The organism is Kitasatospora mediocidica KCTC 9733, assembly GCF_000744225.1.
Taxonomy (GTDB): domain Bacteria; phylum Actinomycetota; class Actinomycetes; order Streptomycetales; family Streptomycetaceae; genus Kitasatospora; species Kitasatospora mediocidica.
In genome coordinates this window covers 665271-679228 of sequence record NZ_JQLN01000005.1, presented here as the reverse complement: position 1 = coordinate 679228, position 13958 = coordinate 665271, and the positions used below count along the sequence as shown (strand labels likewise).

At 71.1% G+C, this 13958-nt stretch carries 10 protein-coding genes and 2 pseudogenes; 10 read left to right on the top strand and 2 right to left on the bottom strand.

The genetic code is table 11. The features are described 5' to 3' along the window. Window positions 1-56: 56 nt before the first annotated feature. Window positions 57-1271, bottom strand: coding sequence for a pyridoxal phosphate-dependent aminotransferase (locus tag BS80_RS17090; protein ID WP_035798328.1), 1215 nt, complete (start codon window positions 1269-1271; stop codon window positions 57-59). A 152-nt stretch (window positions 1272-1423) separates the two neighbouring features. On the opposite strand from BS80_RS17090, the gene BS80_RS17085 reads away from it, so the two are divergent. The 4 genes and pseudogenes from BS80_RS17085 to BS80_RS17070 all read left to right on the top strand — a co-directional run. Then, window positions 1424-2122, top strand: a complete 699-nt coding sequence (locus BS80_RS17085; protein WP_035798327.1) for a prepilin peptidase — start codon at window positions 1424-1426, stop codon at window positions 2120-2122. Between the two features lie 209 nt (window positions 2123-2331). Next, entirely contained in the window at window positions 2332-3216 is an 885-nt protein-coding gene (locus BS80_RS17080; RefSeq protein ID WP_051966713.1) for a hypothetical protein, read from the top strand. A gap of 228 nt (window positions 3217-3444) precedes the next feature. After that, window positions 3445-4152 carry a hypothetical protein gene (locus tag BS80_RS17075; protein WP_051966712.1) on the top strand — a complete coding sequence of 236 codons (708 nt, stop codon included), beginning with the start codon at window positions 3445-3447 and terminating at the stop codon, window positions 4150-4152. A gap of 410 nt (window positions 4153-4562) precedes the next feature. After that, window positions 4563-4856 (top strand): annotated as a pseudogene (locus tag BS80_RS17070) (anthrone oxygenase family protein); the annotation flags it as partial. 97 nt (window positions 4857-4953) lie between these two features. Here BS80_RS17070 and BS80_RS44265 read toward each other — a convergent pair. Then, window positions 4954-6584: pseudogene (locus tag BS80_RS44265) on the bottom strand (chitinase). A gap of 378 nt (window positions 6585-6962) precedes the next feature. On the opposite strand from BS80_RS44265, the gene BS80_RS17060 reads away from it, so the two are divergent. The 6 genes from BS80_RS17060 (at window position 6963) to BS80_RS17035 (ending at window position 13954) form a co-directional block, all read left to right on the top strand. Continuing rightward, complete coding sequence (locus BS80_RS17060; protein WP_198045549.1) at window positions 6963-7757, top strand: isoprenyl transferase; 795 nt, start codon at window positions 6963-6965, stop codon at window positions 7755-7757. Between the two features lie 201 nt (window positions 7758-7958). After that, window positions 7959-9293: a PhoH family protein gene (locus BS80_RS17055; RefSeq protein ID WP_035798325.1), complete on the top strand. Its 1335-nt coding sequence runs from the start codon at window positions 7959-7961 to the stop codon at window positions 9291-9293. Between the two features lie 385 nt (window positions 9294-9678). Beyond that, window positions 9679-10401 (top strand): aggregation-promoting factor C-terminal-like domain-containing protein, encoded by a 723-nt coding sequence (locus tag BS80_RS17050; protein ID WP_035798324.1) that lies wholly within the window; start codon window positions 9679-9681, stop codon window positions 10399-10401. 200 nt (window positions 10402-10601) lie between these two features. Beyond that, window positions 10602-11915: an AI-2E family transporter gene (locus BS80_RS17045; RefSeq protein ID WP_083974822.1), complete on the top strand. Its 1314-nt coding sequence runs from the start codon at window positions 10602-10604 to the stop codon at window positions 11913-11915. A 9-nt stretch (window positions 11916-11924) separates the two neighbouring features. Further along, window positions 11925-13226 carry an AAA family ATPase gene (locus tag BS80_RS17040; protein WP_035798322.1) on the top strand — a complete coding sequence of 434 codons (1302 nt, stop codon included), beginning with the start codon at window positions 11925-11927 and terminating at the stop codon, window positions 13224-13226. After that, window positions 13223-13954 carry an HNH endonuclease family protein gene (locus BS80_RS17035; protein ID WP_035798320.1) on the top strand — a complete coding sequence of 244 codons (732 nt, stop codon included), beginning with the start codon at window positions 13223-13225 and terminating at the stop codon, window positions 13952-13954. The genes BS80_RS17040 and BS80_RS17035 overlap by 4 nt, the downstream gene beginning before the upstream one ends. Window positions 13955-13958: the final 4 nt, after the last annotated feature.

Here is a 13958-nt window from a genome sequence, read left to right as displayed (position 1 = left end):
TGGACACGGGTCGGCCGCCGCTGCGATGACGCAGCGGCGGCCGACCCGTTTCCACGTCACGGCTGCGTGTAGCCCTGGAGGAACTCGCCGATCCGGGTGACGGCGTCCTCGATGTCCTCCGCGCGCGGCAGCGTGACCAGCCGGAAGTGGTCCGGCTCGGGCCAGTTGAAGCCGGTGCCCTGGACGATCAGGATCCGCTGCGCGCGCAGCAGGTCGAGGACCATCTGCGCGTCGTCCTTGATCTTGTAGACCTGCGGGTCCAGCCGGGGGAAGGCGTACAGCGCGCCCTTCGGCTTGACGCAGCTGACCCCGGGGATCTCGTTGAGCAGCCGGTACGCCGCGTCCCGGGACTCCAGCAGCCGGCCGCCGGGCAGCAGCAGGTCCTTGATCGACTGCCGTCCGCCGAGCGCCGCCGCCACCGCGTGCTGGGCCGGCATATTGGCGCAGAGCCGCATGCTGGCCAGCACGTTGAGGCCCTCGATGTAGCTGCCGGCGCGCTGCCGGTCGCCGGAGAGCACCATCCAGCCGGAGCGGAAGCCCGCCACCCGGTAGGCCTTGGACAGCCCGTTGAAGGTGACGCAGAAGAGGTCCGGCGCCAGGGTGGCCAGCGGCACGTGCTCGGCGTCGTCGTAGAGGATCTTGTCGTAGATCTCGTCCGCGTAGACCACCAGCTTGTGGCGCCGGGCGAGTTCGGCGATCCCCTCCAGCACCTCGCGCGGGTAGACCGCGCCGGTGGGGTTGTTGGGGTTGATCACCACGATGGCCCGGGTGCGGTCGGTGACCTTGGACTCGATGTCGGCCAGGTCCGGGTACCACTCCGACTGCTCGTCGCAGCGGTAGTGCACGGCCGTTCCGCCGGCCAGGCTGACCGAGGCGGTCCAGAGCGGGTAGTCGGGCGCGGGGACGAGCACCTCGTCGCCGTCGTCCAGCAGCGCGGTCATCGCGAGCTGGATCAGCTCGGAGACGCCGTTGCCGAGGAAGACGTCCTCCACGGTCAGGCCGTGCAGGCCGCGCTCCTCGTAGTGCATGACCACCGCCCGGCGGGCGGAGAGCAGGCCCTTGGAGTCGCCGTAGCCGTGCGCGGTGGAGAGGTTGCGCAGGATGTCCTGCAGGATCTCCGGCGGGGCCTCGAAACCGAAGGCCGCCGGGTTGCCCGTGTTCAGCTTGAGGATGCGATGCCCCTGGTCCTCCAGTCGCATCGCCTCGTCGAGCACCGGGCCGCGGATGTCGTAGCAGACATTGGCGAGCTTGCTGGACTGGATCACCTGCATGCGGTCACTGTACGGCGCCCGATCCCGGTGCCGGGCGTGTTCTTGGCCACGCGCACCGGAACGGGTGCGGCGGCGGCCGGGGCGCGGATGTCGCGGTTCACCCGATACGGCGATCGCGCGGGTCCTAGGCTCGGGGACGTGAAGGGGGAGACGTGATCGGACTGCTGGCCGGGGTCGGCACGGGACTGCTCGCGGCACCCGTGCTGCGGGCCGCCGCGACCCGCAGCACGGTGCCCTTCGGTGAGCCGCCGGCGGGCTGCGACTGCGCGGCCCCGCGCCGCCTGCTACCGGCGACCGGGCGCTGCCCGGGCTGCGGCGTGCAGCGCGGACCTCGCCCGCTGACGGTGGAGCTGGTCGCGGCGGCGGTCGGCGCGGCGGTCGGTTCGGCGGCGTCCTGGCCGTTCGTGCTGGTGGCCGGCTGGGTCGCGCTGTTCGGCGTGGTCCTCGCCTTCGTCGACGTCGCCGTGCACCGCCTCCCGGACGCGCTCACCCTCCCGCTCGCCGTGGGCGTCGCCGTGCTGCTCCCGGTCGCGGCGCTGCTCGACCACCGCCCCGGCGTGCTGAGCCGCTGCCTGCTGGCCGCCGTACTGGTCGGTGCCGGCTACGGTGCGCTGGCGCTGCTGGGCCCGATGGGCCTGGGCGACGTCAAGCTCGCGCCGGTGCTGGGCGCGCTGCTCGCCTGGTACGGCTGGCGCACCGTCCTCAACGGTGTCTTCGAGGGCTTCCTGCTGGCCGCGGCGTGGGGACTCGCCCTGCTGCTGACCCGCCGCGCCAAAGCCCGCGACCCGCTGCCGTTCGGCCCCTGCATGCTGCTGGGCGCCCTGTTGGCGGTGCTGGCCGCGCGGTTGTAGGTTCCAGGTTCTGATGTCCCTTGCCAGGTAAGGGCGTTCCCTGCCCGAGAGGCCTTGCTCCAGACGCATCGCCAGGCCACAGAGGTGCGCACGAGCGTGGCTGTAACGGGCCGGTACCAGCTCCGAAACCGTAGCGGGGATCGGCCCGTTGGCCGTCCTGGGACGGGTGTAGCGTCGGAGTCCGGACAGTTCGCAAACAGGGGGATTCCATGCGTCACATCCGTACTCTCGCCGCTGCCGCCACAGCCCTGGCCGTGGCCGGACTGGCCGCGTGTGGCGGTTCCACGACCACCTCCAACGCCTCCGGCGCCGCGAGCGCCGTCTCCGTGCCGATGGTCACCGTGGCTGACGCCATGTCGCAGAGCACCAAGGCCACCGCGCGGTACACCTCGGTCAAGATCAAGATGTCTGAGAACATCCACGCCCGGGGCCAGGATGTCAGCACCACCGGCTCCGGCGCGATGTCCTGGCAGCCGATCGCGGTGGACATGACGATGACCATGCCGCAGTTCGCCGCGCAGCTCGGCGGCGACGGCTCGATGCGCATGCTGATGAGCGGCACCACCATGTACATGAACATGGGCGACGCCGCGGCCGCCAAGCTCGGTGGCAAGCACTGGATGAAGATGGACCTCTCCGCGCTCGGCGCCTCGGGCCAGGCGATGGCCGACCAGATGAACAGCAACTCCAGCAACGACCCGGCGACGCAGCTGAAGCTGTTCACCTCCTCCCCCGACATCAAGCGCGTGGGCCAGGAGACCGTGGACGGTGTCCAGGCGACGCACTACTCCGGCACGGTCGACATCACCAAGCTCGCTGCCACGCAGGACCCGTCGCTCAAGTCTCTGCTCTCGCAATCCACCAAGCTCGGCCTCACCACGATGAACGTCGACCTGTGGGTCAACGACCAGAGCCTCCCGGTCCGCATGCACGAGTCCACGGCGTCCACGGCCACCACGCAGCTCGACGTGACGGCCGACTACTCCGACTACGGCACCACCCCGGTCACCGTCACCGCGCCGCCGGCCGGCGACACCAAGGACCTCAGCGACATGTTGAAGGGTGCCACCGGCTCCATCGGCAGCACCACCTGACAACAGCTGAAGCGCCCCAGGAGCGGCGCTCTACGGACACCGCAAGTGCGCCAGGTCATGGTGGCCTTCAAGGGCCAGGAGGATCGGGAGCCTACAACCGCTGTCACGTCAGGTGATATCGGTCACGAACACGTCCCGTAACTGGCGAAACCTCTCCTGTCACGCTATCAACTCTGGTGGCAACAGTCGCGATTCGGCGACCCACGGCATCACGGGGGCTCAAAAAGCATGACCAGTTCCACTTCGACCAAGACCGCTCAGGCGATCATCGGCCTCGCCATCGGCGCACTCGCCCTGACCGCCTGCGGGCCCGACACCCCGGACCCCACGCCGACCAAGTCCGCCTCCTCCCAGCCGAGTTCGGCGAGCTCGGGCGGCTTCGGCGGCGGCTCCTCCGGCGGCGACACCAGCACGCCCAGCAGCGGCAGCAGCGCGCCGGCCTCCGCACCCGCGTCGGCGCCGGCCGGCGGCGGTGGCGGTGCGGTCGCCAAGGCCGGACAGAGCTTCAAGGTCGGCCAGGCGGCCCAGATCCCGTTCACCTACGGCAGCACCAGCGGGACGATCGCACTGACCGTCACCTCGATCCAGATGGGTGCTCCGTCCGACCTGGACGCGCTCAAGCTGGGCGACCAGGTGAAGGGGATGGTCCCCTACTACATCCACTACTCGGTGAAGAACGTCGGCACCACTGACCTCTCCTTCAGCACGGTGGACCACATGAAGGGGCTGCTGCCGGACGGCACCGAGGCGCAGGACCTGATGATGATCGGCACCTTCGACAAGTGCCCGAACGACTCGCTGCCGAGCGGCTTCACCAACGGCCAGACCGCCCAGGGCTGCGCGGTCTCGCTGGCGCCGTCGGCCGCGGTGAAGGTCGCGTCGGCCGAGTACTGGGGCGACCCCTTCACGCTGGGCAAGGGCATCACCTGGAAGTAGCGCGAAAGGGCGGGGCCCGCCACACCTGCCCGGTGTGACGGGCCCCGCCTCCTGGCCTGGTGTCAGATCAGGACGGGGAAGGCCCCCGGCGCCCAGTGGCCGAGCCAGAACGCTGCCGTGGACGGCTCCTCCAGGTCCTCCATCGACCCGTCGTGCGGCAGTACGTCCACTGCCTAGTGCCGCGTCAGGCAACCTTTGCCCGTCAAGGAGCGGCTCCCCCAGCCTTCGGCCGGGAGGTGCCCCCTGGTGCGTGCTATCGGCGTGCCGGCCGGAAGTCCTCGTACTGGACGTACTTGGGCTTTCGGCCGGTGCGGCGAGAGTGCGTGCCGGGCGTCGCGACGGGGCGAAGGTTGCCTGACGCGGCACTAGCCTTCAATGCCGCTGAGCGCATCGCCGTGCTGCTCGACATCGCCGTGATGCCGGTCTGGTACATCGGCTCGCTCGTCCTCGCCGCGGCCTGGGCGATCGCCGGGTGGCACCACGCCCACGCCGGGCTCGTCGTCACCGCCGGCGCGCTGCTGATCCTCAGTGTGGTCATGTCGGTCCTGCTGCTCGTCCCGATCGACAACCTGAGCAAGACCTGGACCGCCGACAACCGGCCCGCCGACTGGAAGCAGCAGCAGGGCCGCTGGGACCGCTTCCACTATGTCCGCGTCGCCGTCATCGTCGCCGCCTTCGCCCTGCTGGTCGCCGCCCTCGCCTGAACGCGTCAACGAACGGGCCCGCCGCACCTGCGCGGTGCGGCGGGCCCGTCCGGTTGCGCGTCTGCCTTCCCCTCAAGAGGCCGACAGCGCCGGAGAGTTACGGCATGGCGTGGGCGTGGGCGCCCACGTTGGTGGAGAAGTCGTTGCCGTTCTTGGCGTCCCAGTTGGTGGACCAGGCCATCGCGCCGCGGATGGTCGGCCACTTGGCCGGCGGGACGAAGGTGCCGCAGTTGGTGCCGGTGGCCAGGCAGTCCAACGCGTTGTTCACGACGGTGGAGTTGACGTAGCCGCCGCCCGCCGCCTGGCTGGAGGCCGGGACGCCGATGCCGACCTGGGACGGGTCGAGGCCGCCCTGGATGTGGGTGCAGACCTGGCTGGTGATGAAGTCCTCGGTGCCCTGGTTGTAGACCTTGCCGTCGCAGCCGGGCATCCCGCCGGAGTTGTAGAACTGGGTGTTGACGACGGTCAGGATGTCCTTGACGCTCAGCGCGAGCTGGAAGTAGCCGCTGCCGGTGGTGTACATGTCCAGCGTCTGCGGGGCCATGGTGAGGATGAAGCCGCTGCCGACCTTGCTCGCCAGGCTGTGCAGGCCCTGGGCCATGTAGGTCGGGGTGATGCCGTTCTCCAGGTCGATGTCGACGCCGTCGAACCCGTAGCTCTGGATCAGCGCGTAGGCGCTGTTCGCGAAGTTGGCCGCCGAGGTGGCGTCGCCGACCGTGATCGCGCCGTTCTGGCCGCCGATGGAGAGGACGACCTTCTTGCCGGCCGCGTGCTTGGCAGCGATGTCGGCGCGGAACTGTGCGTCGGTGTAGCCGCCGAGGGCGGTGGAGAGCGCCGGGTCGAGGGCGAAGGTGATGCCGCCGGCCTTGGCCGGGTCGGCATTGGCGAACGAGACCGCGATGATGTCGTAGGCGTTCTGGACCGCGGCGAGCTTCTGGTCGGTCGCGCCGTTGTCGAAGTCCTGCCAGTAGCCGGTCAGCACGTGCTTGGGCAGGCTGCCCGAGGACGGCGGCGGGGTGGTCGGCGGAGCGGTGGTGGGCGGCGCCGTGGTCGGCGGCGCGGTGGTCGGGGGGGCCGTGGTCGGCGGTGCCGTCGTGGGCGGCGCGGTGGTCGGGGCGCCGTCGTCGGGGGCGCCGTCGTCGGGGGCGCCGTGGTCGGCGGCGCGGTGGTGGGCGGCGGCGTCGGCTGGCCGGCGCCGGCCGGACCGGTCAGCGTCACATCGTCGGCCTGGTAGGCCCCCTGGCCGTACCAGCCGTGCAGGTACAGGGTCACGCTGGTGGTGCTCGCGCCCGTGGTGAAGCTGGTGCTCAGCTGGTTCCAGGAGGTCTGGCTCGACCAGGTGCTCGGGTCCGTCCCGCCGGTGCCGCTGGCGCCCAGGTAGACGTACGGCCCCTGCACCCAGCTGCTCAGCGTGTAGCTGGAGCTCGGCTGCACCGAGATGGTCTGGCTGCACTGGGCGCTGTCCGAGCTGCTCGGCGTGGCCTGCAGCGCGTACGAGCCGCTGTGCACCGGCGTGCTGACGGCGCTCGCGCTCGAGGTGCAGGTCCAGCCGGCCAGCGTGCCGGTCTCGAAGCCGCCGTTGGCCACCAGGTTGCCGACCGCGGCGCTGGCGCCGCCGGCGAAGAGCGCCAGCCCGGTGCCGGCCAGGGCGAGGGCGGTGGCGCCGGCCGTGACGGCGGGCAGGGCGCCTCGGCGGCGACGGTGGGTGGGGGAAACCGAACGGGCCATGACGAACTCTCCTGTGGGGAGGAGGGGAGAGCCGCCGCGGTGGGGGGCGCGGCGGCTCGTGTGGGGGAGGGAACAGCGCAAGACAGCTGTGAGGCCAAGCGGTTGAGTGCTCAACCGCTTGCGAACAAGCTGGACTAGACCATTGGCATGCGTCAAGGACCGGTTCGCCGTCTTACGCCTCCCTTAAGGATTCGGAGACCTCACCGTGTCCGGTCCGACTGTGACCGTCACCACATGCCCACCGTCGGTAGTCGGTCCCGCGAAAACGCATCCCACCTGCGGCTTTCCTCCTTGCCAGGGCGCGGGAGTAGGCTGCCTCCGGACCTTCGCAGTGGGAGCCTGGGTTCAGGGGGTACGAGCTCGGAGGGGCTGAACGTCATGGGTCTGCGCGACGTCGTCGACCGCACGCCGGGGCTGCGTACCCTGCTGGGCGGCATGTACAACCTGTACGGCCAGCGGGTCGAGGCACACCTGGCCCGCACCCCCCACCACATCGGCGTGATCCTGGACGGCAACCGCCGCTGGGCCAAGGCGGGTGGCAACTCCCCGGCCTACGGGCACCGGCGCGGCGCCGACAAGATCACCGAGTTCCTCGGCTGGTGCGACGAGACCAAGGTCGAGGTCGTCACCCTCTGGATGCTCTCCACCGACAACCTCTCCCGTCCACCTGAGCAGCTGATCCCGCTGCTGCGGATCATCGAGGACGCGGTGACCGGGCTCGCCGAGGCGAAGCGCTGGAAGGTCCGTCCGGTCGGCGCCCTGGACCTGCTGCCGCAGCAGACCGCCGAGATCCTCAAGAACGCCGCCCAGGCGACCGAGCACCTCGAAGGCATCACGGTCAACGTCGCGGTCGGCTACGGCGGGCGGCACGAGATCGCCGACGCCGTCCGCTCGCTGCTCCAGGAGCACGCCGAGCGCGGCACCTCGATCGAGGAGCTGGCCGAGATCCTGGACGTCGAGCACATCGCCGAGCACCTCTACACCAAGGGCCAGCCCGACCCCGACCTGGTGATCCGCACCTCGGGTGAGCAGCGGCTCTCCGGCTTCCTGCTCTGGCAGAGCGCGCACAGCGAGTTCTACTTCTGCGAGGCGCACTGGCCGGCCTTCCGCAAGGTCGACTTCCTCCGCGCGCTGCGCGACTACGGGGAGCGCAACCGCCGATTCGGAGGCTGACGTTCCGTCGGACCGTTGGTCCCTCCTACCCCACTGGCCGCTTGAGGCAAACGTTCATCCGCAGTGATCCGCGAGTTCGCTTTCGCGGGCATGCACCATGCCCCGTCAGGGAATACACATGCCAGACCGGCATCCTGACCATCGGGGTCGCGGGGGCCGGTGAGCCGCGGGTGACGCAGGGTCGCCCGCCCTGGAGGCCTAGTGGTCAGTTCCAAGAGCCGCCGGACACCAGACCGGCGCACGTACGTGCTCGACACCAGCGTGCTCCTCGCGGACCCGCTCGCCATGACCCGGTTCGAGGAGCACGAGGTTGTGCTCCCGGTGGTCGTGGTCACCGAGTTGGAAGCCAAACGGCACCATCCCGAACTGGGCTACTTCGCCCGCCAGGCCCTGCGCCTGCTCGACGACTACCGGGTCCGCTACGGCCGACTCGACGAGCCGATTCCGGTCGGGGAGACCGGCGGCTCGATCCGGGTGGAGCTGAACCACTCGGACACCTCGGTGCTGCCGGCCGGTTACCGGCTCGGTGGAGGCGAGGCGGACACCCGGATCCTCGCGGTCGCCCGCAACCTGCAGGCCGAGGGGTACGACGTCACCGTCGTCTCCAAGGACCTGCCGATGCGGATCAAGGCCAGCGCGGTCGGTCTGCTCGCCGAGGAGTACCGGGCCGAGCTGGCGATCACCTCCGGGTGGACCGGAATGTCCGAACTGCCGGTTTCCGGCGACCAGGTGGACGAACTCTTCGGCGCCCCGCACGACGCCGCGGTGGAGATCGACGGCGCCGAGGAGCTCCCGGTGCACACCGGCCTGGTGCTCACCTCGGAGCGTGGCCGGGCGCTCGGCCGGGTGGCCGGTGACGGCCGGGTCCGGCTGGTGCGCGGCGATCGCGAGGCGTTCGGGCTGCGCGGCCGCAGCGCCGAGCAGCGGGTCGCCCTCGACCTGCTGCTCGATCCGGACGTCGGCATCGTCTCGCTCGGCGGCCGGGCCGGCACGGGCAAGTCCGCGCTCGCGCTCTGTGCGGGTCTGGAGGCCGTGCTGGAGCGTCAGCAGCACCGCAAGGTGATGGTCTTCCGCCCGCTCTACGCGGTGGGGGGCCAGGAGCTGGGCTACCTGCCGGGCTCCGAGCACGAGAAGATGAGCCCCTGGGCCCAGGCGGTCTTCGACACGCTGTCGGCGGTCACCACGCCGGCCGTGATCGAGGAGGTGATCTCCCGCGGGATGCTGGAGGTGCTGCCGCTCACCCACATCCGCGGGCGTTCGCTGCACGACGCCTTCGTGATCGTGGACGAGGCGCAGTCGCTGGAGCGCAACGTGCTGCTCACCGTGCTCTCCCGGATCGGCTCGGGCTCGCGGGTGGTGCTCACCCACGACGTGGCCCAGCGGGACAACCTCCGGGTGGGGCGTTACGACGGAGTGGTCGCGGTGGTGGAGAAGCTGAAGGGGCATCCGCTCTTCGCGCACATCACCTTGACCCGCTCCGAGCGTTCGCCGATCGCGGCGCTGGTGACCGAGATGCTGGAGGACATCCAGCCGTAGGCCTGCGAGCACGAACGATCCGCCCGGCAGCCGGAATTCTCCCGGCGCCGGGCGGATCGTCATCACATCCGACCGCCTGCTGTCCACCGACCGGCCAAATCTTGTGCCGCCGAAGGATGTGAGCTTCGCCACGCAACCGGGAATTGCGCACCCGCGTCCCCTTGCGGCATGGTGAGGGTTCTGTCAGGCCCCGCGTACGGCCCACCTGTTGGGCGACAACTGAAAAGCGAAGGACCGTACGCCGCCCGAACTCCACGTCCGCACCGGTTTCTCACGGTGCGAGCGCCGGGCCAGCGCCTCCCGTGACCAGCACCGGTGGAGGCCCGTGACCAGGGGCATGTTGCGCCTTCACGGTCACGCGTGGGCGACGCTGGAAGGAAACCATGTGACTCGGATCTCGGTCCGGGGAGTTGCTGTGGCCTCCGCCACCGCCGTCACCGCAGTCGGTGCCGTCGTGGGTGTGGCCTCGGGCAGCGAGGCGACGACCGCGCAGGCGACCGAGGTCGCAGGCTCGACGTTGTTCTCCGACGTCCCCTCAGCAACCCAGGCGCAGGCCATCAGTGACAGCTTCGTCCGTCAGGCCACGGCACAGCAGGTCTCGGCAGACGCGGCCGCCCAGAAGGCGGCCGAGGAGGCCGCCCGGCTGAAGGCCGCCGCCGACGCGCAGGCCAAGGCCGACGCGGACAAGGCCGCCGCCGCTGCCGCCAAGGCCGCTGCGGACAAGGCCGCCGCCGACGCCGCTGCCGCCGCCAACCGTGCCAAGGCCACGTCCCAGCTCGCCGCCTCGAACGACTCCGCACCGGACGCGTCCTCGTACAGCCCCGGTTCGGTTCAGGCGATCGCGGCCGGGATAGTGGGCGACAGCACCCAGTTCCAGTGCTTCAGCAACATCGTGAAGCGCGAGAGCGGTTGGGATTACACGGCGATGAACCCGTCCGGCGCGTACGGACTGGTCCAGGCGCTGCCCGGTTCCAAGATGGCCTCGGTCGGCTCGGACTGGCGCACCAACCCGGCGACCCAGATCAAGTGGGGTCTCGGTTACATGAACGACCGCTACGGCAGCCCGTGCGGCGCGTGGTCCTTCTGGCAGGCCCACAGCTGGTACTAGAGCTTCACCCCGGACGCCCCCGACCCCCGTGGTCGGGGGCGTCCGGTGTTTTCCCACCCCGTGCCATGACCGGGCCCGCGCCCGGGTAGCGTCATGCCTGAGAACCGTGGTGCCGTCGGACGGATCGGCCACCGCGCGACCGGGAGGACGGACCGCAGATGGCACGGGGAGGGCAACGACGCCCCAAGGCGCTCAGAGCGATGGCCTGGGGAACGTCGGTGGCGACGCGCGCGGCCGCCGGTCTGGAACAGCGCCGGCGGGCCGCCGCCGAGGCGGCCGCACAGGAGAGCGCCGTCCCGGAGCGGATCCCGGCCCCGCGCGCCGCCGCACCGCACACGTACGTCCCGTACGGCCGCGCGCAGCACCTGGGCCGGCCGGCCACGCCCGCCGAGGCGGTGCCCTGGGGACTGCGGGTCGCCGCCGAGTCCACCTGGCGGCTGCTGCTGCTCGGCGCCGCGCTCTACGTGATCTTCTCGGTGGTCGACATGCTGCGGCTGGTCGCCTTCGCGATCCTGGCCGGCCTGCTGATCTCCGCGTTGCTGGAGCCCACCGTCTCCTGGCTGCGCCGGCACGGCGTGCCGCGCTCGCTGGCCGCGGCCGGCACCTTCCTCAGCGGTCTGGCCGGCATTGGCCTGGTCGGCTGGTTCGTGGTCTGGCAGGTGACCAGCAACCTGGACGACGTCTCGCACCGGGCCCAGCAGGGCATCGGCAAGCTGCGGGAGTGGATGATCAACGGCCCGATGCACGTGACGCAGGCCCAGATCACCCAGTTCACCCACCAGATACAGGACGCGATCGGGACCAACACCCAGCAGATCACCTCGCTCGGGTTCACCGGTGTCAGCATCGCGATCGAGGTGCTGACCGGCGTGCTGCTGGCGGCCTTCACCACCTTCTTCCTGCTCTACGACGGCGCGCAGATCTGGAGCTGGGTGCTGCGCGGGCTGCCGCAGCAGTCCCGGTACGCGATGGCCGGGGCCGGGCCGAAGGCCTGGGCCACGCTGACCGCGTACGTGCGCGGCACCGTCTTCGTGGCCTTCGTCGACGCGCTCTGCATCGGCATCGGGATCCAGGTGCTGGGCGTGCCGCTGGCGCTGCCGCTGGCGGTGATCATCTTCCTGGGGGCGTTCGTCCCGCTGGTCGGTGCGCTGGTCACCGGCACCCTGGCGGTGCTGATCGCGCTGGTCACCAAGGACGTCACCACGGCCGGCCTGGTGCTGGTGGTGCTGATCGCCGTCCAGCAGTTGGAGGGGCACCTGCTCCAGCCGCTGATCCTGGGCCGCGCGGTCCGGGTGCACCCGCTGGGCGTGGTGCTCGGGGTGGCGTCGGGCTCGATCATCGGCGGGATCGGCGGCGCGATCGTGGCGGTTCCGCTGATCGCCGTCACCAACACCGTGGTCGGCTACCTGCGCCAGCGCACCGCCGCGGGCCACGAGGTCTTCGAGGCCCTGGAGGCGGCCCAGGAAGCGGCGGCCCCGCACGACACCTCCCCAACGGAGCCCGCTGACTCCTAACATGGGGTCATGTATGTGACGAGGCTGGGCATCTCGGGCATCCGGGGTTTCACGCCGGCGCGCGAGGTGCGCCAGCTGGAGTTGCCGCAGGCGGGCTGGACGGTGCTGGCCGGGCGCAACGGCGCGGGCAAGACGACGCTGCTGCGCGCGCTGGCGCTGGCGCTGGGCGGGCCCTCGGTGGCCCGCAGCCTGGTCAGCGACTTCTCCGGATGGATCACGGCGGGCGAGAACACCGGCTGGGTGCAGGCCTTCGTCCGTCCGGACTGGGCGGTGGACCGGCTGGCCGGCAGCGGCAAGGCCCCCAAGTACGACCTGCGGCTCGGCCTGCGCTGGACCCTGCCGCCGGGCGGACCGCGCCCCGAGCTGACCTCCTTCGGCTCGCCCAACCCCGAGCGCGGCGCCTGGGCGGAGAACCCGCGCGGCTGGTTCTTCGCCGGCTACGGCCCGTTTCGCCGGCTGCTCGGCGGCGCCGGCGAGACCCAGCGGCTGATGCTCTCGGCCGGCCCGGTCGGCCGGCTCGCCACGCTCTTCCACGAGGAGGCCTCGCTCGCCGAGGGCGTCTCCTGGCTGGTCGACCAGCACGTCCGCCGGCTCGAAGGCCGCCCCGGCGCCCAGCAGGCGCTGGACGTGGTGACCGCGCTGCTCTCGGACGGCCTGCTGCCCGACGGGTACGCCGTCTCCAAGGTCGACTCCGACGGTCTCTGGGTCCGCAGAGTCGACGGGCCCGACTTCCCCCTCCGGGAGATGAGCGACGGCTACCGCACCGTCGCCGCCCTCGTGCTCGACCTGGTCCGGCAGTTCCAGTCCTCCTACGGCGTCCTCCCGCTGGACGAGGCCGGAGCCGTCGCGCTCCCCGGCATCGTGCTGATCGACGAGATCGACGCCCACCTGCACGTCAGCTGGCAGCAGCGGATCGGCCCGTGGCTCAAGGCGCACTTCCCGCTGGTGCAGTTCATCGTCTCCACCCACAGCCCGTACATCTGCCAGGCCGCCGACCCCGGCGGGCTGATCCGGATAGCGGGCGTGGACGAGGACTTCCCGCCGCAGCCGGTCAGCGAGGAGCTCTACCGCCGGATCGTCTACGGCAGCGGGGACGACGCGGTGCTCTCCGAACTCTTCGGCCTGGAGACGCCCTACTCGGACCGGGCCGAGGACGCCCGTCGCCGGCTCGGCGACATCGAGGGCCGGGTGCTGGCCGGCGACTCCACCGACGACGAGCTGGTGGAGTACCAGGAGCTGAGCGAGCGCCTGATGAGCTCGCTCTCGGCCCGGGTCGACGAGGTCGCGGCCCGGCTGGGGAGACGGGCGTGATCCCGCTCCAGCGGGGACCGTTACCCGAGGACCTGTCAGCCCGGCTGGTCGCCCGCACCGAGCGGCTGGCCGACCGCGGCGGCGGGGCCCGCGAGCTGTGGCGCGACAGCCGCACCGTCCGCCGGGACCTGAGCGCCCACCTGGTCGCGATGGCGGCCGGGCTCTCGCGCTGCATGTACTGCGGGGACAGCGAGGGCACCAGCATCGACCACTTCCAGCCGATCGCGCTGGCCCCGATGCGCGCCTTCGACTGGCTCAACCACCTGTGGGCCTGCGCCTTCTGCAACAGCAACCAGAAGCGCGACCGCTACCCGACCGACCGGCACGGCCTGGCGCTGCTGATCGACCCCACCACCGACGAGCCGGCCGACCACCTGAACCTGGTGCTCTCCACCGGCGCCTACCGGGCGCGCACGCCCAAGGGGCACGAGACCATCCTGATCTTCGGCCTGGACCGCCCGGTGCTGGAACGCGGCCGGGCCCAGGCGTACGTGCGCTGCCGGTCGATGTTGCGCGACCTGGCCCGGACCACCGCCCAGGGCGACCGCGCCGAGGCCGCCGCCGTCGCGCAGGCGCTGACCGTCCAGCCGTTCGCGGACGTGCTCTACGAGATGCTGCGGCTCAGCACCGCGCCGCGCGCTGCCCTGGTCTTCGGTGCCGAGGCGGTGGCGGGTCTGAACGTGCTGAGAGGGCCCCGCTCGGTGGAGCGGGGCCCTCTCAGAGGCTGAAGAC